General features: G+C 74.5%; 17 protein-coding genes and 2 pseudogenes. 7 read left to right on the top strand and 12 right to left on the bottom strand.

From position 1 onward, the window contains the following. A pseudogene (locus tag KPF47_RS07820) lies at positions 1-230 on the bottom strand (23S rRNA (guanosine(2251)-2'-O)-methyltransferase RlmB); the annotation flags it as partial. Positions 231-244: 14 nt separating this feature from the next. Beyond that, positions 245-1,638, bottom strand: a pseudogene (cysS, locus tag KPF47_RS07815) (cysteine--tRNA ligase). Between the two features lie 67 nt (positions 1,639-1,705). Between cysS and KPF47_RS07810 the strand changes: the two are divergent. Further along, on the top strand, positions 1,706-1,918 hold the full coding sequence (locus KPF47_RS07810; RefSeq protein ID WP_224387839.1) for a glyoxalase/bleomycin resistance/extradiol dioxygenase family protein: 213 nt from the start codon (positions 1,706-1,708) through the stop codon (positions 1,916-1,918). Continuing rightward, entirely contained in the window at positions 1,915-2,103 is a 189-nt protein-coding gene (locus tag KPF47_RS07805; protein WP_308015355.1) for a VOC family protein, read from the top strand. Before KPF47_RS07810 ends, KPF47_RS07805 begins: the two co-directional genes overlap by 4 nt. 47 nt (positions 2,104-2,150) lie before the next feature. Here KPF47_RS07805 and KPF47_RS07800 read toward each other — a convergent pair whose 3' ends face one another. The 7 genes from KPF47_RS07800 to KPF47_RS07770 form a co-directional block, all read right to left on the bottom strand. Next, the gene (locus KPF47_RS07800; protein WP_224387272.1) at positions 2,151-2,990 is read right to left on the bottom strand and encodes an ATP-binding cassette domain-containing protein; all 840 of its coding nucleotides are present in this window, start codon (positions 2,988-2,990) and stop codon (positions 2,151-2,153) included. Further along, positions 2,987-4,846, bottom strand: coding sequence for a dipeptide/oligopeptide/nickel ABC transporter permease/ATP-binding protein (locus KPF47_RS07795; RefSeq protein ID WP_224387271.1), 1,860 nt, complete (start codon positions 4,844-4,846; stop codon positions 2,987-2,989). Before KPF47_RS07795 ends, KPF47_RS07800 begins: the two co-directional genes overlap by 4 nt. Beyond that, positions 4,843-5,784 carry an ABC transporter permease gene (locus KPF47_RS07790; RefSeq protein WP_224387270.1) on the bottom strand — a complete coding sequence of 314 codons (942 nt, stop codon included), beginning with the start codon at positions 5,782-5,784 and terminating at the stop codon, positions 4,843-4,845. Before KPF47_RS07790 ends, KPF47_RS07795 begins: the two co-directional genes overlap by 4 nt. Positions 5,785-5,815: 31 nt before the next feature. Beyond that, positions 5,816-7,336 carry an ABC transporter substrate-binding protein gene (locus KPF47_RS07785; RefSeq protein WP_224387837.1) on the bottom strand — a complete coding sequence of 507 codons (1,521 nt, stop codon included), beginning with the start codon at positions 7,334-7,336 and terminating at the stop codon, positions 5,816-5,818. Between the two features lie 141 nt (positions 7,337-7,477). Beyond that, positions 7,478-8,329 (bottom strand): sugar phosphate isomerase/epimerase, encoded by an 852-nt coding sequence (locus KPF47_RS07780; protein WP_224387836.1) that lies wholly within the window; start codon positions 8,327-8,329, stop codon positions 7,478-7,480. A 10-nt stretch (positions 8,330-8,339) separates the two neighbouring features. Further along, entirely contained in the window at positions 8,340-9,350 is a 1,011-nt protein-coding gene (locus tag KPF47_RS07775; protein ID WP_224387835.1) for a Gfo/Idh/MocA family protein, read from the bottom strand. Continuing rightward, on the bottom strand, positions 9,347-10,174 hold the full coding sequence (locus KPF47_RS07770; RefSeq protein WP_224387834.1) for a sugar phosphate isomerase/epimerase: 828 nt from the start codon (positions 10,172-10,174) through the stop codon (positions 9,347-9,349). The genes KPF47_RS07775 and KPF47_RS07770 overlap by 4 nt, the downstream gene beginning before the upstream one ends. A gap of 170 nt (positions 10,175-10,344) precedes the next feature. On the opposite strand from KPF47_RS07770, the gene KPF47_RS07765 reads away from it, so the two are divergent. The 4 genes from KPF47_RS07765 (at position 10,345) to larC (ending at position 15,288) form a co-directional block, all read left to right on the top strand. Continuing rightward, on the top strand, positions 10,345-11,520 hold the full coding sequence (locus KPF47_RS07765) for a Gfo/Idh/MocA family protein (RefSeq protein ID WP_224387833.1): 1,176 nt from the start codon (positions 10,345-10,347) through the stop codon (positions 11,518-11,520). A 50-nt stretch (positions 11,521-11,570) separates the two neighbouring features. Continuing rightward, complete coding sequence (locus KPF47_RS07760; RefSeq protein ID WP_224387832.1) at positions 11,571-12,569, top strand: LacI family DNA-binding transcriptional regulator; 999 nt, start codon at positions 11,571-11,573, stop codon at positions 12,567-12,569. A gap of 119 nt (positions 12,570-12,688) precedes the next feature. Beyond that, positions 12,689-14,080, top strand: coding sequence for a mannitol dehydrogenase family protein (locus KPF47_RS07755; protein WP_224387831.1), 1,392 nt, complete (start codon positions 12,689-12,691; stop codon positions 14,078-14,080). Next, a complete protein-coding gene (larC, locus tag KPF47_RS07750; protein ID WP_224387830.1) occupies positions 14,077-15,288 on the top strand; it encodes a nickel pincer cofactor biosynthesis protein LarC in 1,212 nt (403 codons plus the stop codon). The genes KPF47_RS07755 and larC overlap by 4 nt, the downstream gene beginning before the upstream one ends. Positions 15,289-15,301: 13 nt before the next feature. Here larC and larB read toward each other — a convergent pair whose 3' ends face one another. Then, positions 15,302-15,985: a nickel pincer cofactor biosynthesis protein LarB gene (larB, locus tag KPF47_RS07745; protein ID WP_224387829.1), complete on the bottom strand. Its 684-nt coding sequence runs from the start codon at positions 15,983-15,985 to the stop codon at positions 15,302-15,304. Then, a complete protein-coding gene (larE, locus tag KPF47_RS07740; RefSeq protein ID WP_224387828.1) occupies positions 15,982-16,854 on the bottom strand; it encodes an ATP-dependent sacrificial sulfur transferase LarE in 873 nt (290 codons plus the stop codon). The genes larB and larE overlap by 4 nt, the downstream gene beginning before the upstream one ends. 168 nt (positions 16,855-17,022) lie before the next feature. Between larE and KPF47_RS07735 the strand changes: the two genes are divergently transcribed. Next, complete coding sequence (locus KPF47_RS07735; RefSeq protein ID WP_224387827.1) at positions 17,023-18,027, top strand: LacI family DNA-binding transcriptional regulator; 1,005 nt, start codon at positions 17,023-17,025, stop codon at positions 18,025-18,027. On the opposite strand, the gene KPF47_RS07730 is transcribed toward KPF47_RS07735, so the two are convergent. Continuing rightward, positions 18,003-19,280, bottom strand: coding sequence for a lactate racemase domain-containing protein (locus KPF47_RS07730; protein ID WP_224387826.1), 1,278 nt, complete (start codon positions 19,278-19,280; stop codon positions 18,003-18,005). The two genes, KPF47_RS07735 and KPF47_RS07730, sit on opposite strands and share 25 nt — an antisense overlap. Positions 19,281-19,398: the final 118 nt, after the last annotated feature.

The raw sequence follows: 19,398 nt of genomic DNA, 5'->3' as shown, positions 1-19,398 counted from the left end.
CCGCGACGGCCCGCCACCGGCGCACGGAAAACGCTGGTGCTGAGCTGGTCCTGGGCGGCACGGGCGCGCGGGCCGCCGCCTCGCCTTCGGATGGCCGGGTTCGCATCTCGCCGGCGGGGTCGACCCTTGCCCTTCAGCGCGCGCCGGGGCTGACCGCCGGAACCGACGACCATGCCCTTCTTGGTGCCTTCCTTGCGGATCGCACCGCGGCGCTTGGAATTGCCTGCCATGAGTTCTTCGAGTCCTAAGCGTCTTTGAGAGTCCAGGTGGAGCCGCCGGCGCCGTCCTCGACGGCGATCCCGGCGGCGAGCAGCTCGTCGCGGAGCCGGTCGGCGGTGGCGAAGTCACGTCCGGCGCGCGCGGCCTGGCGGCGCTCCAGCATGGACTCCACCAGGGTGCCCAGCGCCTGCCGGGCGGCGTCGCCCGACTCCTCCGCCACGCCGCCGGCGCGGCGAGCGGGTCCAGGCCGAGCACCTCGGTCGTCGCGCGGACCGCGGACGCGGCGCGCAGCGCACCGGTGGCGTCCCCGCCGTCGAGGGCGGTGTTGCCCTCGCGCACCAGGGTGTGCACGGTGCCGAGCGCGAGCGGGGTGCCGAGATCGTCGTCGAGGGCGGCGGTGAACGCGCCGGGCAGCTCGGCGGCGACCTCGGGCAGGCCGTGCCGCTCGCGCACGCGGTGCACGAACGACTCGATCCGCCGGTACGCGGCGACGGCCTCGTCCAGCGCGGCGTCGGAGTACTCGATCGCCGACCGGTAGTGCGGACCGACCAGGTAGTAGCGCAGCTCGGCCGGGCGGACCCGCTCGAGCAGGTTCTCGATCGCCAGGGTGTTCCCCAGCGACTTCGACATCTTCTCCCCGCCCATGGTGACCCAGGCGTTGTGCAGCCAGTAGCGGGCGAAGCCGTCGCCCGCGGCGTGGCTCTGGGCCCGCTCGTTCTCGTGGTGCGGGAAGACCAGGTCCATGCCGCCGCCGTGGATGTCGAACTCCGGCCCGAGGTAGGCGGTCGCCATCGCCGAGCACTCCAGGTGCCAGCCGGGACGCCCGTTCCCCCAGGGGGTGGGCCAGCTCGGCTCGCCGGGCTTGGCGGCCTTCCACAGCGTGAAGTCCAGCGCGTCGCGCTTGTGCCCGCCGTCGCCCTCGCCCTGGTGCACGTCGTCGACGCGCTGGCCGGACAGCGACCCGTAGTCGGGCAGCGTGCGCACCGCGAAGTACACGTCGCCGCCGGCGGGGTAGGCGTGGCCGCGCTCGATCAGCCGCTCGATCAGCTCGACCATCTGCGTGATGTGCCCGGTCGCCCGGGGCTCCACCGACGGCGGCAGGCAGCCCAGCGCGTCGTAGGCGGCGGTGAAGGCGCGCTCGTGGGTGGCCGCCCACTCCCACCACGGACGGCCCGCGGCCTGGGCCTTGCGGAGGATCTTGTCGTCGATGTCGGTCACGTTGCGCACCAGCGTGACGTCGTAGCCGGACCGGGCCAGCCAGCGGCGCAGCACGTCGTAGTTCAGGCCCGAGCGGACGTGACCGATGTGCGGGAGGCCCTGCACCGTCGCCCCACAGACGTACATCGACACGGCTCCGGTCCGCAGCGGCGTGAAGGCGCGCTGCTCCCTGGTCGCTGAGTCGAGAAGTCTGAGGCTCACGTCACCAGGGTACGGGCCTCCGATTCGTCCACTACACGGGCGGTGCCGGGGCGGCAAGGTGTCCTTCATGGCTGTTCAGCGGATGTACCCGCGGCTGGTCGTCGCCGACGCCGACGCCGCGATCGACTTCTACCGGGCCGCGTTCGGCGCGCAGCTCGTGGAGCGCCACACCGACGGCTCCGGGGCGGTCGTGCACGCCCTGCTGCGGGCCGGGGGTGCGGAGTGGGCCGTCAAGGACGGCGACGCCGCCGACCCGGCCCGGACGGACCCGGCGCGGTGATCCTGGCGCTGGAGGTCGACGACCCGGACGCGGTCGCCGCGGCGATGGTCGGGAGCGGCGGCACCGTCGTCTTCGAGGTGTCCGACCATCCCTACGGGCGGGCCGGGCGGCTGGCCGATCCGTTCGGGCACAGCTGGATGGTCGCGGCGCACAGCGGGCCGCCGTCGCCCGTGGGGGGCCGGTGACGGACCGCCGCCGACGCCCACCGGTGCACGACCGGGCCTCGCCCGCCTCACCCCGCCGCCGCCTCCCGGCGCCGCGCCCGTCGCTCGGCCTGCCGGTCCGGGTCCGGCACCGGTGAGGCCAGCAGTAGGGCCCGAGTGTAGTCGTGTGCCGGCTCGCGGGTCACCTGCGACGCCTCCCCCTGTTCCACGATCCCGCCGCGGTGGAGCACGGCCACCCGGTGGCTGATGTGGCGCACCACGTCCAGGTCGTGCGAGACGAACAGGTAGGCGACCCCGGTCGCCTCCTGCAGCTCGAGGAACAGGTCGAGCACCCTGGCCTGGGTCGACAGGTCGAGCGCGCTGACCGGCTCGTCGCACACGATGAGCTTCGGGCGCAGCGCGAGCGCCCGCGCGATCGCGATCCGCTGCCGCTGACCGCCGGAGAACTCCCGGGGCAGCCGGTGCATCGCGTCGCGCGGGAGATGGACCCGGTCGAGCAGCGCGGCGACCCGGTCCCGGGCCTCCGCGCCCCCGATCCCCTGCACCTGCAGCGGCTCGGACAGCGTGTCCCCGACCGTCAGCGCCGGGTTGAGCGAGCTGTACGGGTCCTGGAAGACCACCTGCAGGTCGCGGCTGAGCACGCGACGGGTGGCCCGGTCGGCGGCGGAGATGTCCCGGCCGTCGAACACGATGCGGCCCCCGGAGACCGGGGCGAGCCCGAGGACGGCCCGGCCGATCGTGCTCTTGCCCGACCCCGACTCGCCGACCAGGCCGAGCGTCTCACCGGCCGCGACGTGCAGCGACACCCCGTGCAGCGCGCGGAAGGCGCGGCCGAAGCGCTTCGCACGGAACTCGACCACCAGGTCCTCGACACGCAGCAGCGCGCCGCCGTCGATCGTCGGGCTCATCGGGTGCTCCCCTGGTTCTCGGTCCGCGCCGGGCTCCGGTCCGGCGCCACAGTCGCGAGCGGCCGGGCCCGCGGTGGCTTGTCGGCGAGCATCGCCTCGAGCAACGAGGCCGTGTACCCGTCGGTGGGTTCGCGCAGGATCGTGCGGACGTCGCCGGACTCCACCACCGTTCCGTCGCGCATGACCACGACGCGGTCGCAGAGGTCGGCGACGACGCCGAAGTTGTGGGTGACCAGCAGGACCGCCAGGCCCAGCCGCTGCTGCAGGTCGCGCAGGACGTCGAGCACCTCCGCCTGCACGGTCACGTCGAGCGCGGTGGTGGGCTCGTCGGCGATCACGAGGTCCGGCTCGCAGGAGATCGCGCCGGCGATCAGCACCCGCTGGGCCATGCCGCCGGAGATCTCGTGCGGGTAGGACCGCATGATCCGGGTCGGGTCGGTGATCCCCACGCTGCGCAGCAGCTCCTCGGCCCGGGCGGTGGCCGCGGCGCGCGGGACACCGAGCAGGTGCCGCATCGGCCGGGTCAGCTGGTACCCGACGGTGAACGCCGGGTCGAGGTTGCTCATCGGTTCCTGCGGGATGTAGCCGATCCGCCGGCCGCGCAACGGGGCGAGCCGGCCCTGGTCCACGGCGACGTCACCGGGGCCGACGGTGAGCTCGTCGTCGATCCGGATCGTGCCGCCGGTGATCAGGGCGTCGCCCGGGAGCAGCACCAGCACCGCGAACGCGGTCTGGGACTTGCCCGAGCCGGACTCCCCGACGACCCCGAGCACCTCACCGCGGTCGAGGGTGAACGACACCCCGTCGACCACCTGCCTGGTCGTCCCGTCCCCCTGTGGGTAGGCGATCCGCAGGTCGCGGACCTCCAGCAGGTGCCCGCCCCCGTCGGGGACGGCGCCGGCGGAGCCGGACCGGCGCCGCGCGACCGCGTCCCGGACCGCGGCGGCCGCACCCGCACCGCCGGACCCGGCGCGGGCCGGGTCCTCGAGCGCGTCACGCAGCGCGTTGCCCAGCAGCACCAGCGCGCTCGTGGTGACCGCGATCGCCAGCGCCGGCCACAGCAGGGTCATCGGCGCGTCGTACACGCTGCGGAAGCCCTCGTTGAGCATCACGCCCCAGGTGGGCACCGAGGCGTCACCGAGGCCGAGGAACTCCAGCCCGGACTGGACGGCGATCGCGATCCCGCAGACCAGGGCGCCCTGGATGATGAGCGGGGCGCGGACCACGGAGAGGACGTGCCGGCGCAGGATGCGGGCGTCGGACAGGCCCGACACCCGCGCCGCGTCGATGTAGAGCTCGGCGCGCACCCCGCGGACCGCGGTGCGGGCGAGGCGGAAGAACCCCGGCGCGAGCATGACCCCGAAGACGGCCATGGCGATCCACACCGACGGTCCCAGCGCGGCCCGCATCGCGAGCAGGACGATCATCGACGGCAGCGCGAGGACGATGTTGGTGACCCAGGTCCCCGCGGCGTCGATCCCGCCCGCGAAGTAGCCGGCGAGCAGCCCGGCGGGCACCCCCACCGCGATGGCGACGCCGGCGCACAGCAGCGCCGCCAGCAGCGTCGTCCGCCCGCCCCAGAGCAGCCGGCTCAGGACGTCCCGGCCGCCGCTGTCGGTGCCCAGCGGGTGGTCCGGTGAGCTGCCCGCCAGGATGTTGCGGATGTCGGCGTAGGTGGGGTCGAACGGGGAGAGGACGCCGGCGAGCAACGCCCCCAGCACGATCAGGCCCAGTACGACCGACGCGGTGAGGCCGAGCGGGTTGCGCAGCAGCCGCCGGGCGACCTCACCGCCGCGCCCCCGGGGGGCCGGCGACGCCGGGACGGGCGGGACGGTGGATCCGGTGTGCTCGGTCATGCGACACGCACCTTCGGGTTGAGCCAGCCGTTGGCCACGTCGACCAGCAGGTTGACCACGACGACGATCACGGTCGTGTAGGCGACCACCCCCATCACCAGCGGCAGGTCACCGATGGTCGTCGCCGACACGGCGAGCGTCCCGACCCCGGGCAGTGCGAAGACCTGCTCCAGCACGACCACGGCGCTCAACATGCCGATGAACTGCAGGCTCAGGACGGTGAGCCCGGCCGGAGCCGCGCTGCGCAGGACGTGCCGGACCAGGATCTCGCGTTCGGGCAGGCCGCGGCTGCACAGCGTGCGGACGTGGTCGCGCGACATCTGGGTGAGCACGGCGCCGCGCACCTGCTGGGCCGACGCCGCGACGCCGTTGATCAGCAGCGCGATCATCGGCAGGGTCAGCGAGGCGACCCACGGGCCGATCCCGGACCCCGGCGCGATCGTGCTGACGGCCGGGAACCAGGGCAGGGCCACCACGAACAGGCTGACCAGCAGCAGTCCGATCAGGAAGCTGGGCAGTGCGTCGCCGATGGCCGCACCGATCTGCACGGCCCGGTCGGCCCGGCCGCGGCGGACGGCGGCGGTCGTGCCGAGCGCGGTCGCGATGACCCCGATGGCGACGATCGCCACGGCGACGACGGCCAGGGTGACCGGCAGCCGGGCCGCGAGCGCGGCGACCACGGTCTCGTTGTTGAACCAGGACGCACCGAAGTCACCGGTCAGCGCGCCGGCCCACCACTCGGCGAGCCGCTCGAGCAGGGGCCGGTCCAGGCCGAGCTCGGCGTTCTTCGCCGCGATCTGGTCGGGGGTCGCCTGCTCACCGAGGATGGTGGAGGCGACGTCGTCGGTGGAGAAGAACAGCAGCAGGAACGCCAGACAGCAGACGGCGGCGAGAACGACCGCGCCCGACAGCAGCCGGCGGAGCAGGAACAGCAGCACCGCGTCCTCCTTGGTGTGCGACGGCCGTGGGTCAGCCGACCGGCCGGTAGTTGTAGATCGAGGGGATGACCTGGCCGATCTGCGGCTCGACCGCGATCCGCTCCGGGTCGATGGCGTTCGTGGTGCCGATCCGGGCCCACGGGGCGAACCAGGCCTGCTCGGTGACGTGGCGGGCCATCTGTCTCGCCACGTCGTCGGCGTCCGGGCCGCCCGCCCGCACCCGGTCGAGCATCGCGTCCAGCGCCGGGTCCCGGGAACGCAGCGGGTTGTAGAGGGTCTGCGGGACGAGCAGCTGCTCCACCGCCACCCAGGTCGGCCCCTGGAAGATCGCGAAGAAGCTGGCCGGGTAGCGCCCGCTCCCGATCGCGGCCTGCGACGACTGCGCGGGCACCGACTCGATCCGGGCCGTGATCCCGATGTCGGCCAGGGGCTGCACGATGAACGGGATGAACTCGTTGAGACCGGTCGACAGCGGCATGGTCATCGAGAAGCCGTCGGGGTACCCGGCCTCGGCGAGCAGCGCACGGGCGCGGACGGGGTCGTAGCCGTAGTGGTCGTCCAGCGCCGGGTCGAAGGCCGTGCTGGCCTCGCCGAAGACCTGGCTGGTCGGCGTGCCGTAGCCGTTCAGCACCCCCTCGATGGTCACCTCCCGGTCGAACGCGAGGTTGATGGCCCGGCGGACACGCACGTCGGCCAGCTCCGGGGCGATCGCACCGTCCCGGTCGAACAGCAGCAGGCCCGCCCAGTTCGCGTCCCAGCTCACGATCTCGCGGCCTGCGTTCTCCGCCTGGGCGATGTTGCGCGGGCTGATCTGCGTCGCGTCGATCTGCCCGGAGACCAGCGCGTTGATCCGCGCGGTCGGGTCGGTCAGGACCTTCAGCACGACCTGGTCGAATCTCTGCAGCGCCGGGTCCCAGTAGTCCGGGCGGGCCCGGAAGACGTACCGGTCGCCGGGCACCGAGGCGGCGGCGTCCATCACGTAGGGCCCCGCCCCGACCGGGACCCGGTCCAGGGCGGGGTCGCCCAGCGCGGCCGGGCTGGCCATCATCCCGGCGGCCTGGCTCAGGTAGAACTCCAGCGCCGGGTTCGGGCGCTCGAGCTCGATCTCGACCCGGTCGGTGCCGCGCGTGCGGACCTCGGCGACGTCGGCCAGCTGGACCGCCTGCGGGCCGTTCGCCGTCCGGAAGTGCTCCAGGTTGGCCGCCACCGCCGCGGCGTCGACCGGGGTCCCGTCGCTGAAGGTGACGCCCTCCCGGATCCGCAGCGAGAACGTCGTGTTCGTGCCGTCGGTGTAGCCCCATCCGACGGCGAGCATCGGGACGAAGGTCCCGTCCGGCTCCCGCCGGATCAGGGTGTCGTAGGCGGGCTGGAACGCGACCAACCGGTGTCCGTTGTGGCCCTGCCCGGTGTCCCAGGTGGCCACGTCCTGGACCAGACCGATGTTGAGCACACCCGGTGGGGCGGTGGGGGTGCCGATGCCGGTGCACCCGGCCGCCGCCAGCACGCCCAGCACCGTCAGCAGGACGGGGAGAACTCGTCGGGTCGACCTCATCGTCAACAACCTCGTGGGTCCAGGGGTCCGCCGGCGGAGCGCCGGACCACGCGTCGGACAGCGTGCGGGATCCCGGCACGGGCCCGGATCGGGACCGGCGTGCCGGCAGGTGGTGCGGACCGGCCACCGGGGCCGGTCCGCTCAGAGCAGCTTCTCGTAGCCCAGGTCGACGAGGTGCTCGCGCGAGGTCGCCAGGCAGTCGAACGCGTCGCGGCCGTAGAGGACGTCCTGCTCGATCAGCAGGTACTCCGCCCCCGAGGCGATCGACTGGTCGACGATCTCGGCCCACTCCAGGTTGCCCTCGCCGACCTCGCCGAACTCGACGACGGCGGCGAACTCGCGCAGGAAGGCCTCGCGGTCGCCGCTGCGCTGGGCCTCCAGCGCCCCGGGGCCGAGCTCGCCGATTCGGTAGTCCTTGAGGTGGACCAGGTCGACCAGCCCGGCGTACTTCTGCAGGGTCCGGACCGGGTCCCTGCCGCCCCGCTGCACCCAGTGCACGTCGATCTCCAGGCGCATGCCGGGCGCCTCGGCCCGGATGGCGTCGAGGACGGTGACACCCCCGCGTCTGGCGAACTCGACGTGGTGGTTGTGGTAGTGAAGCTGGACCCCCTCGTCCGCGAGGCGGGTCGCGATGTCCTGCGTCCGCCGGCAGAACTCGACCACGCCCTCGGTCGTGGCCAGCGCGGACAGCGGCATCATCCCGATGCGCACGTGCCGGGCGTCCAGCGCCCGGCAGTCGGCAACGATCTTGTCGAACCGCTCCACCAGGCAGTCGTTGGGCCCGGGGCCCACCGCGGCGGACAGGGCGCCGAAGTCCACCCCGAGCTCGTCGCGGGCACGCCGCATCTCGGCCACGTTCTCCGGGGTCATCGGGATCTGGGAGACCTCGACCGCCCGGAAACCCGCGTCGGTGAGCCGCCGGAGCACCTCGTAGGGCCCGGCCTTCCCGACCTCGTCGCGCAGCATCATCATCTGGACGCCGATCGTGGGCATCGTTGCTCCTTCAGACGTTCAGGGGGTGGGCCGGGCCGAGCCGGCTCCGGCGGTAGACGTCGGTCAGCACGCGCAGGGACCGCATGGCCTCGCGGGGCCCGATCCAGAACGGCTCGTCGGGTGGCCCGGAATGGAAGTCCCGGATGAGCGCCTCGTGGGCGACGCCCCAGTAGGACCGCCCGTTCGACGACGCGCGGCGTTCGGTCACGGTCTCGGTGCGGCCGTCGGCGTGGGAGACGGTGAGGTCCCCCCGGATCGACAGGCTCCCGTGCTCGGCGGTCACGTCGACCGTCACGGGTGCGTGCACGACGTTCGCCAGCGACCCGAACAGCACGCTGCGGGCGCCGCCGGCGTGCGAGAGCAGCAGCTCGGCGGTGTCCTCGACCTCGATGACGTCGCCGAGCAGCCGGGTGGAGGCGGAGCCGGAGACCTCGACGACCTCGCCGAGGAACCACTCCACGAGGTCCAGTGTGTGGATGGCCTGGTTGATCAGGAGCCCGCCGCCTGCGGTCGCCCACCGGCCCCGCCACGGCTTGGCACGGTAGTAGTCGGCGTCGCGGGTCCACAGGACCGTCGCGGTCGCGCCGCGGACCGCGCCCAGCTCGCCGGAGCCGAGGATCCGCCGCACGGCGCGCGAGGTCTCGTTGTAGCGGTTCTGGAGGCACACCCCGATGCGGGTCCCGGTCCGCTCGGCCGCGGCGACGATGCGCCCGGCCTCCTCCACGGTGTGGGCCAGTGGCTTCTCCAGCAGCACCCGGACCCCGGACTCCAGCAGGTCGAGTGTCACCTCGACGTGCTGGTGGTGCGGGGTGCAGACGTGGACCGCGTCCGGTGCGGCGCCCGCCAGCAGCGCGCGGTGGTCGGTGAAACCGGGGACGCCGCGCGCCGTGGCCGTGCACTCCAGCACGTCCGGATCGGTGTCACAGACCGCGACGAGCTCGATGCCGTCGATGGCCGCGATCGCGTCCAGGTGCACCGTCGAGACGTCGCCGCAGCCGACGACCGCCACCCGGGTGGTCACCGGAACCCGATCCCCTCGGCCGTCAGGATCCCGGTGAACGCCTTCCACGCCTCGGTGAACAGGTCCGGTCCGGAGAAGCCGCCGAGGCTGTGCGCCTGCGACAGGTGCGGCTCGAGCGAGAAGAAGCCGTCGAAGCCGTCCGCCCGCAGTGCCCGGACGGTCTCGACCAGCTCGCCGTCGCCGAGGCCTGCCGCGACCACCTCGCCGTCGTCCAGGCGGGCGTCCTTGATCTGCACGTACTCCAGGTGCGGGCGCAGACCGGCGTAGCCGTCGCTGAAGGGGCGCACCCCGACCTGGACGAAGTTCGCCGCGTCCCAGGCCGCACGCAGGTTCGGCGACCCCACCGACTCGACCAGGTCGACGCACCGGCGCGGGACGTCGCCGTAGATCTCCTTCTCGTTCTCGTGCAGGAGGATCACGTCGCCCCGTTCGGCCAGGTCGGCGAGGGCGCGCATCCGCCGCAGCACCTCGTCGCGCTGGGCGTCGGGGTCGGTCCCGGGGCGGACGAAGAAGGAGAAGACGCGGATGTAGCGGGCGCCGAAGCGGTGGGCGAGGTCCACGGCGTGCCGGGACCGGACGAGATGGGCGTCGAAGTCCTCGTCGACGAAGATCTTCCCGATCGGGGACCCGATGCTCGACACCCCGATGTCGTTCGCGTCCAGCGTGCGCTTGACCTCGCCGAGCCGGTCGGCGTCGAGGTCGAGCACGTTCGTGCCCCAGGCACTGCGGAACTCCAGCCAGGACATGCCGAGCTCGCGCAGCAGGGTGGTCTGGTCCCCGGGGTCGGGGGAGATCTCGTCGGCGAAGCCGGAAAGAGTCCACATACGCAGAGATCCTCACTGATCCGTCGGCCCGGATTGCCCCACCACCCTGTGCGGGGGCCCGGTGGTCGGCCACGACTTGCCATTTGTTGCGTCGCCGGTGGACGCGACGGCCCGGGGCGTGTGGCAATCCGTGCGACGGCCGCGTCCGACCCACGAAGGAGAACCGCCGCATGACCAGGAAGGTCAGACTCGGGATCATCGGTCTCGGGGCCCAGGGGACCCTCTACGCCGACTTCCTGCGGGACGGCACGATCCCGAACACCGAGCTCGGCGCCATCGCCGACATCGACCCGGCCCGGCGCGCCGCCGCCGAGGCCTACGGGGTGCCGGTCCACGACGACCACCGGGCGCTGATCGCGAGCGGCGACGTCGACGCCGTGGTCACCACCGTGCCCCACTACCTGCACCCCGAGATGGGCATCGCCGCGCTGGAGGCGGGGATCCACGCGCTGGTCGAGAAGCCGGCGGGGGTCCACACCCGGCAGGTCGCCGAGCTCAACGCCGTCGCCGCCCGGCACCCCGAGCTCACCTTCGCGATCATGTTTAACCAGCGCAACAACCCGCTCTACCGCCGCATCAAGCAGATCGTCGACGACGGCGAGATCGGTGCGATCCGGCGGACGAACTGGATCATCACCACCTGGTGGCGGCCGCAGGGGTACTACGAGCAGTCCGCCTGGCGGGCCACCTGGGGTGGCGAGGGCGGCGGTGTGCTGGTCAACCAGGCGCCGCACCAGCTCGACCTGTGGCAGTGGATCTGTGGTGTCCCGCGGTCGGTGTACGCCAAGGTCGCCTACGGGTTCCGCCGCGACATCGCGGTGGAGGACGAGGTCACCGCGGTCGTCGACTACGGCGACGGCGCCACCGGCACCTTCGTCACCGCGGTGCACGACATCGCGGGGACCGACCGGTTCGAGATCCTCGGCGACCGCGGCAAGATCGTCGTCGACGGCTCGCGGACGGCGGCCGTCACCCGCCTGGTGAAGGACGAACGGGAGATCTCGGACTCGCTGACCGGCGACGACGTGCGGAAGCTGTTCACCGGCCGGCTCGACCGGAGCGAATACTACACCCAGGAGGTGCTCGAGTTCGAGTCGGCCTGGGGCGCCCAGCACCGGGGCGTGCTCGAGAACTTCGCTGCTAACGTCCTCGACGGGACCCCGCTGCTCGCACCGGGCAGCGACGGCACGGCCGGGGTCCGGCTGGCCAACGCGATCCATCTGTCCAGCTGGCTCGGCCGGGAGGTACCGCTTGAGTTCGACGAGGACCTCTACCTGTCCGAGCTGAACGCACGCATCCGGGCCGAGGGCAGGTTCGCCGAGCGGGGCCCGGGCGCGTCCGGCTGACGCCGGGCGGGACGGCACCGCCGGTCCCCCGACCGCACCGACGGAGGGCCATGCAGTCCCGGCACACGATCTACGACGTCGCCGCGCTCGCCGGGGTCTCCTCCTCCACCGTCTCGCGGGCCCTGGCGCGGCCGGGCCAGGTCAGCGCGGCCACCGCGGAGCGCGTGCGCCGGGCCGCCGAGCAGCTCGGCTACCGCGCGGCGGCGGTGGGCGCGCCGGCGGGACCGGCACGGACGGGCATCGTCCTGCTGGTCACCGCCGATATCGGCAACTCCTTCGTGTTCGAGATCCTGCGCGGCGCCGAGGAGGTCGCGGCCGCCGCGGACCTCACCGTCGCCGTGATCGACTCGCACGAGTCGGGCACCCGGGAGCGGGAGCTGGTGGAGCGGATGCTCCCGCTGGCCGACGCGGTCGTCCTGGCCAGCTCCCGGCTGCCGGACGCCGCGATCCGGATACTCGCGAAGCAGAAGGCGACCGTCGTGCTCAACCACGCCGTGCGCGACGTCGCCAGCGTGTCCACCGACTACCGGCCCGCGGCCCGCGACATGGTGGCGCACCTGCGCGAGCTGGGACACGACTCCGCCGCCTACCTCGCCGGGCCCGCGGCGTCGTGGGCGGACGGGGCCCGCTGGCGGGCCCTGCTGGACGCGGCACGCGCCGGCGGGGTGGCCCTGCACCGGGTCGGCCCGGCCGCACCGACGGTCGAGGGCGGGGCCCGGTTCGCCGGGACGCTGGCCGGGCGGCCACCGACCGCCGTGGTCACCTTCAACGACCAGCTCGCGGTCGGCCTGGTCCAGGGCCTGGGCGCGGCCGGCCTGGCGGTCCCCGGGGACGTCAGCGTCGCCGGGTTCGACGACAGCGTGCTCGCCGGGCTGGTCCTGCCGACTCTCACCTCGGTCGCCACGCCGCTCGCCTCGATGGGCCGCACGGCCCTGCGCACCGCGGTCACCCTGCTCGGCGGCACCGTGCCCACCCCCGTCGAGGAGATGCCCGCCGAGCTCGTCGTCCGGGACTCGACGGGCCCGCGTCGCCGACGGGCGGGACTCTGACCGGTCCGGCCCCGGTTCCGGCGCGGCGGCGTGGACGCAAGCCCCGGCAACACCTTGTCCACCACCGCCGCCACGACCACCGTGGGTCTCCGGCACGACCAACGACGACGGGAGCCGGAGTGACCACGCAGCTGGGCAGGCCACTGGCCCGGGGCCGGGACGGCGCGCACGCCGTACGGCCGACCGGGATCGTCCACATCGGCCTGGGCAACTTCTTCCGCGCCCATCTGGCCTGGTACACCGAGCACGCGCCGGACCGCGACGACTGGGGTATCGCCGCCTTCAGCGGGCGCAGCACGGACCTGGTGCACCGGCTCAACGCGCAGGAGGACCTCTACACGCTGATCACGCGTCATCCGGGCGGGCCGGCGGTCGAGACCGTCTCCAGCGTGGCGCGGAGCCTGCCGGGCCCCGACCACGCGAGCTACCTCGCCCTGCTGGCACAGCCGCGCACCCGGATGGTGACCCTCACCGTCACCGAGGCCGCCTACCACCGCGGACCCGACGGCGGTCTCGACCACGCCCACCCCGCCGTCGCCGCGGACCTGGCGGCGTGGCACCGCTCGGCGCAGGCGCCGGTGACCACCGTCCCGGTCCGGCTGGCCGCCGGGCTCGCCGCCCGTCGTGCGGCCGGCGCGGGCCGGGTGACGGTGCTGTCGTGCGACAACCTCGACCGCAACGGCGCGGTGACCGCCCGGGTGGTGCACGACGCCGCCACGGCCCTCGACCCGTCGCTGGCGGCGTGGATCGCCGAGCACGTCGCGTTCCCGTCGTCGATGGTCGACCGGATCACCCCGCGCGCCGAGCGTGCCGACGTCGACGACGTGCTCTCCGCGGCCGGGATCGCCGACCGGGCCCCGGTCGTCACCGAGCCGTTCAACGAGTGGGTGCTCGAGGACGCCTTCCCCGCGGGACGGCCGGCCTGGGAGGCGGCCGGGGCGCGGTTCGTCGCGGACGTGACGGCACACGAGCGGCGCAAGCTGCTGATGCTCAACGGGGCGCACTCGCTGCTGGCCTACGCGGCCCCGCCCCGGGGGCACCGGACGGTCGCGGACGCGATGACCGACCCCGTCGTCCGGGGCTGGGTCGACCAGTGGTGGGAGCTGGCCCGCCGGCACGTCCCGCTCGACGAGCACACCCTCACCACCTACCGGACCGAGCTCGCCGACCGGTTCGCCAACCCCGCGATCCGGCACCGGCTGGCCCAGATCGCCGCCGACGGGTCGCAGAAGCTGCCGGTGCGCGTGCTGCCCGTCCTGCACGCCGAGCTCGCCGCGGGCCGCCCCGCCCGGGCCGCGCTGCGCACGCTCGCGGCCTGGCTGCTGGCCCTGCGCGGCGACGAGCGGCCGGCCGACCCGCTCGACGGCACCCTGGCCACCGCGGCGGCCGGCCCGCTCGCCGAGGCCGCGCCGCGGGTGCTCGAGGTGCTCGAGACCGGTCTCGCCCGGACCCCGGGGGTCGTCGAGGGGCTGCTCGCCGAGGCGGAGCGTCTGGGCCGGGCGGCGGGATGAACGCGCGTACGGCGTGGATCGACGCCGGGGCCGGCGTGGCCGGGGACATGCTGCTCGGTGCGCTGCTCGACGCCGGTGCCGATCCGGAGGTCGTCCGGCACCGGATCACCTCGATCCTGCCGGGGGAGGTCGCGGTGGACATCGGCCCGACCCGGCGGGCGGGCCTGCGTGCCACCCGGGCCCTGGTGCGCAGCACCGCCGAGGACCACCCGCACCGCGCGTGGGCCGACATCCGCGACCTGCTCGCGCACGGCCCGCTGCCGCCGGAGGTGCGGGACCCCGCGCTCCGGGTGTTCGGGCTGCTCGCCGAGGCCGAGGCCCGGGTCCACGACGTGCCGGCGGACCGGGTCCACTTCCACGAGGTCGGGTCCTGGGACTCGATCGCCGATGTGGTCGGGGTCTGCGCCGCGGTCGCCGATCTCGCGCTCACCGCACTGGTGTCGGGCCCGGTGGCGCTGGGGTCCGGTCGGGTCCGCACCGCGCACGGCGACCTGCCGGTGCCGGTGCCCGCGGTGCTGGAGCTGGCCGTGGGCAGGCCGGTGGTCGCGGGCGGGGAGGGCGAGCTCACGACGCCGACCGGGATGGCGCTGCTGCGCGGGCTCACCGAGCAGGCGGGTCCGCTCCCCGCGATGACCGTCGAGGCGACCGGCTACGGCGCCGGGGCCCGCGACGTGCAGGGCCGGGCGAACGTGGTGCGGGTGGTGCTCGGGTCGCCCGCCGACCGGCCGGCCCCGGCGGCCGGGGAGCTGGTCGTGCTGGAGACCAACGTCGACGACATGGACCCGCGGGTCTGGCCCGGCGTGCTGCAGGGCCTGCTCGACCGGGGTGCCGCCGACGCCTGGCTCACCCCGATCCTGATGAAGAAGGGGCGGCCCGCGCACACCCTGCACGTGCTGACGGCCCCGGAGGGGGTCGCGGTGCTGCAGGCACACGTGCTGCGGGCGACCTCCACGCTCGGCGTGCGGCGGACCGTGGTGTCCCGGCACGCGCTGGACCGCACCTGGACCCGGGTGACCGTGGAGTCCGCACCCGTCCGGATCAAGATGGGCGTCGACGACGGGCTGATCATGCACGCCGCACCCGAGTACGAGGACGTGGCCGCGCTGGCCGTGGACCGGGACCTCCCGGCACGCCAGGTGCTGGAGAGCGCCGTGGCCGCCGCCGAGGCGGCAGGCCTGCGGCCCGGGGCGCCGGTCCCGCGCGACTGAGCGCGCCGGCGGCTCAGCCGGGCGCGGCGATCTGCGCGGCGAGGTGCCCGGCACCGTAGCCGTTGTCGATGTTGACCACGGCGACGCCGGGTGCGCAGGCGTTGAGCATCGTCAGGAGCGCGGCGACCCCGCCGAAGGCGGCGCCGTAGCCCACCGAGGTGGGGACCGCGACCACCGGAGCCGGGATCAGCCCGGCCACGACGGTGGGCAGCGCTCCGTCCATCCCGGCCGCCACGACCACCGCCCGGGCGGTCCGCAGGGTCTCCAGGTGGGCGAACAGCCGGTGCAGGCCGGCCACGCCGACGTCGGCGACGAGCTCGGTGCGGCGGCCGAGGTGCGTCGCGGCGACCGCCGCCTCGCGGGCGACCGGCAGGTCGGAGGTCCCGGCGGCGAGCACGACGACCCGGCCGCCCTCGGCCGCCGGGGGCTCGGCCGGCCAGGCGAGCATCCGGCACTCCGGTACGTGCAGCGCCCCCGGGGCCACCTCCGCGACGGCCGCGGCCTGCTCCGGCGAGGCACGGGTGAACAGCGTCCGGGCCCCGCGGGCGACGAGCTCGCGGGCGATCTCCCGGACCTGGTCGGTGGTCTTGCCCTCGCAGAACACCGCCTCACCGAAGCCCCGGCGGTGCTCGCGGCCCAGGTCGAGGTGGGCGAAGTCGCCCACCTGCACCGTCGCGTCGCCGTCCGGGACGCTCACCGGACCGACACCAGGGGCAGGGTGAACGCACCGGACTGCAGCCCGGCGAGGTCGACCGTGACGAACCGGAACCCGGCCTCGCGCACCGCGGCCAGCAACGCGGCGCGGGCGGCGCCGAGCGCGGCCGGGAGGGCGTCCTCGGGCAGCTCGATCCGGGCGACCTCGCCGTGGTGCCGGACGCGGACGTCGTCGAACCCCAGCGCGCGCACCGCCCGCTCGGCCCGTTCCACGGCCGACAGCTTGTCCTCGGTGACCGGGTCGAAGTGCGGGATCCGCGAGGCGAGGCAGGGGGCGGCGGGCTTGTCCGCGTTGCGCAGGCCCATCGCCCGGGCGATCCGCCGCACCGCCGCCTTGTCCAGGCCTGCGGTGGCCAGCGGGCGGAGCACGCCGTGCTCGGTCGCCGCGCGGGCGCCCGGCCGGTCGAGCCTGCGGGTGTCGTCGAGGTTCTCGCCGTAGGCGACCGCGGTGAGGCCGTGCCGGGCGGTGACGGTCGCGTCGACCGCGGTGAAGAAGGTGTCCCGGCAGGCGTAGCAGCGGTCGGGACCGTTCGCCCGGTAGTCCGGCCGGTCGAGTTCGGCGGTCGCGATCTCGACGATCCCGACCCCGAGGTCCGCGGCGACCCGGTGCGCGAGCTCCCGCTCCTCGGCGGCCAGACTGGCCGAGGTCCCCACCAGCGCCAGTACCCGGTCGCACCCGAGCCCGACGGCGGCGAGGGCGAGCAGCACCGACGAGTCGACACCGCCGGAGAGGGCGACCCCGAGCCGGTCGACGCCGCGGACCTCGCCCAGGACCTCGGCCACCATCCTCCGGTCGCCGTCGTCCAGGGCGTCGCGCCACCCCTCGACCGGTGTCCTGTCCGGCACCACCACGTCGGTCCTCCTCGCTCGCCGGTCCTCCGGTCGCGGACACCGGCGCCGTCACCGCGACCCCCACGACCCGGCGACCCCGCGACCCGGGCACCGGACGACGCCATTGACCCCCGGGGAGCTCCGCGACGGCAACAGGTTGCCGTCAGTTGCGGGGTTAGGCTACCGGCCGTGACCGGCCGCCCGACGATCTACGACGTCGCCCGCGCGGCCGGCCTGGCGCCGTCGACGGTGTCCCGGGCGCTGACCCGGCCGGGCCGGGTCAGCGCCCACACGGCCGAGCGGGTCCGGCGGATCGCCGCCGAACTCGGCTACACCCGTGCCCCGGCTCCGGGGCCCGTCGCGCCGGGCCAGGTCGTGGCGCTGATGACCTGCGACATCACCAACCCGCACGTGGCCGAGATCGTCCGTGGCGCCGAGCAGGAGGCCGCCCGGCGCGGCTACACGGTGCTGCTGTGCGACACCCGGGAGTCGCCGGCGCGCGAGGCCGACGTGCTGCGCCGGGTCCTCCCGGTCGTCGACGGGGTGGTGCTCGCGAGCTCCCGGCTGTCCGACGCCGAGGTGGGCGAGGCCGCCCGCACGCGACCGACCGTCGTGATCAACCGCTCGCTCGAGGGCGTCCCGACCATCGTCCTGGACCACGCACAGGGAGCCCACCTCGCGATCGACCACCTGCACGGGCTGGGTCACCGCTCGGTCGGCTACGTCCCGGGCCCGGCGACGTCACCGGTGGAGGACGAACGCTCCCGCGGCCTCGAGCGGGCCGCGCGGGAGCGCGACGTCGGCCTGGTCCGGCTCCGTCCCGCGAGCCCCACCCTGGAGGGCGGTGCCGGCGCCGGCGCCGAGCTCGTGCGGACCGGGGTGGGCGCGGTGATCGGCTACAACGACCTGATCGCGATCGGTCTCCTGCAGGGCCTCGCCCGTCGCGGCGTGCGGGTCCCCGACGACGTCAGCGTCGTCGGGTTCGACAACATCGACCTCGGACGGGTCGTGCGCCCCCGGCTGACCTCGGTCGGCGCGCCGCTGCGGACCCTGGGTGAGTCCTCGATGCGCAACCTGCTGCAACGGCTGACCACGCCCGGCCGGGGCACCGTGCGCACCGCCCGGCTGCCGGTCGGGCTGGTCGTACGGGGATCGACCGGGCCGCCGGCTCAGGCCGGGCCGCGCAGCCGGTAGAGGATCTCCCCGGCCGGGTCGACCACCAGCGTCGTGGGGTCGGCGCGCTCGGCGTCCAGGTCGACGGCCGCGGGGTCGGCCCACCCCAGGTCCACCGCCTCCACCGTCGCGCGCGGGATGCCGGTCGCGAGCGTCACCCGGACCCGGGCCCGTTCCCCCTCGACGGGGTCGTAGGTGCCCGCACCGCGCAGGTGCGTCGAGTGCGCGAGCACCCCCCAGGGGACGTGCCGGAAGCGCTCCCACTGGGCGGTGAAGTAGTCCCGGCAGTGGTAGCCGATCTCCTCGATCTCCGGGTGCGTCACCGAGACCGTGTCGATGCCCGGCGCGACGATCACGACCTCGCCGCCGTCGGCGACGACGGGTTCGAGCTTGTAGAAGCCCTTGGCCGCGGTCCAGATGTCCTCGTACTTGTCGGGCATGACCGAGACCACCCGCCGGACCGGCGCGTCCAGGTACCGGACGTGGGTCGCGGCCGAGACGTCGGCGGCCGCCGCCCAGGCCCCCTCCGGCTCCCCGAACGTCATCGCGTGCAGATCGGTGGTGCCCGACCGCACGACCAGGCACAGCGCCCGCCGCTCGGTCGGGATCATCGCGGCCGCCTCGTCGATCAGCGCCCGGACCGGCGTGATCCCCCGGGTCCCGATGATCTCGACGCTGGAGATGAGGGCACCGAGCCAGTGCGAGAGGTCGATGATCTCCGGGCCGGCCACACCCGGGAAGAAGTACTTGTTGCCGCCGGAGAAGCCCACCACCTCGTGCGGGAACACCGGCCCGACGACCAGTGCCAGGTCGGCCTCGACGACGTGCCGGTTCACCCGGACGTCCACCGCCTCCGACAGCCGCCCCTCGGACAGCTCGCGCACCCGGTCGGCGCTCACGACCCCGACCGACACCAGGCTGTCGGGATCCCACCAGGCGTGGTTGCGCACCGTCATGCCCGGGAAGGCCGTCTCCGGCGACTGCCCCGGGCAGCCGATGTGGGCCGCCAGCCGCTCCGGTGACATCGGCTGGTGGGTGCCGAGCGCAACCAGCACCACCACCTCGCGCGCCCGGCCCGCCAACGAGCGGTGCACCCGGTCGATCAGCAGCGGCAGCGGGCAGCTCCGGGTCCCGTCGGGGACGACCACACACACCGAGCGGCCCTCGGCCGGGAGCGCGTCGAGCTGCTCGGTGACGAAGGCACCGGCCTCGTCCGGGTCCAGGACCGTGTCGGCCGACCCGATCGTCGGCACCGGCCTCGTGGCGTTCACCATGCCGACGACGGTCGCCGGTCGGGCCCTCCGGGGCAAGGCCGGGAGCAACCGATGGCAATCCCGGGGCCGGTCGCAACCGGTGGCAACCGCTTGTCCGCGTCCGCAGCGGGCTCGGATC

This window comes from Pseudonocardia sp. ICBG1293 (assembly GCF_020131355.1).
Taxonomy (GTDB): domain Bacteria; phylum Actinomycetota; class Actinomycetes; order Mycobacteriales; family Pseudonocardiaceae; genus Pseudonocardia.
Note: the sequence above shows the minus strand (reverse complement) of the source record. Positions and strands in the feature narration are given on the sequence as shown.

Bases quoted from the DNA above. Each gene is read 5' to 3' on its own strand.
- KPF47_RS07810 (WP_224387839.1), top strand. From the start codon at position 1,706: ATGGCTGTTCAGCGGATGTACCCGCGGCTGGTCGTCGCCGACGCCGAC.
- KPF47_RS07770 (WP_224387834.1), bottom strand. From the start codon at position 10,174: ATGTGGACTCTTTCCGGCTTCGCCGACGAGATCTCCCCCGACCCCGGG.
- KPF47_RS07765 (WP_224387833.1), top strand. From the start codon at position 10,345: ATGACCAGGAAGGTCAGACTCGGGATCATCGGTCTCGGGGCCCAGGGG.
- larC (WP_224387830.1), top strand. From the start codon at position 14,077: ATGAACGCGCGTACGGCGTGGATCGACGCCGGGGCCGGCGTGGCCGGG.
- KPF47_RS07760 (WP_224387832.1), top strand. From the start codon at position 11,571: ATGCAGTCCCGGCACACGATCTACGACGTCGCCGCGCTCGCCGGGGTC.
- KPF47_RS07785 (WP_224387837.1), bottom strand. From the start codon at position 7,336: ATGAGGTCGACCCGACGAGTTCTCCCCGTCCTGCTGACGGTGCTGGGC.
- KPF47_RS07800 (WP_224387272.1), bottom strand. From the start codon at position 2,990: ATGAGCCCGACGATCGACGGCGGCGCGCTGCTGCGTGTCGAGGACCTG.
- KPF47_RS07795 (WP_224387271.1), bottom strand. From the start codon at position 4,846: ATGACCGAGCACACCGGATCCACCGTCCCGCCCGTCCCGGCGTCGCCG.
- KPF47_RS07780 (WP_224387836.1), bottom strand. From the start codon at position 8,329: ATGCCCACGATCGGCGTCCAGATGATGATGCTGCGCGACGAGGTCGGG.
- KPF47_RS07730 (WP_224387826.1), bottom strand. From the start codon at position 19,280: ATGGTGAACGCCACGAGGCCGGTGCCGACGATCGGGTCGGCCGACACG.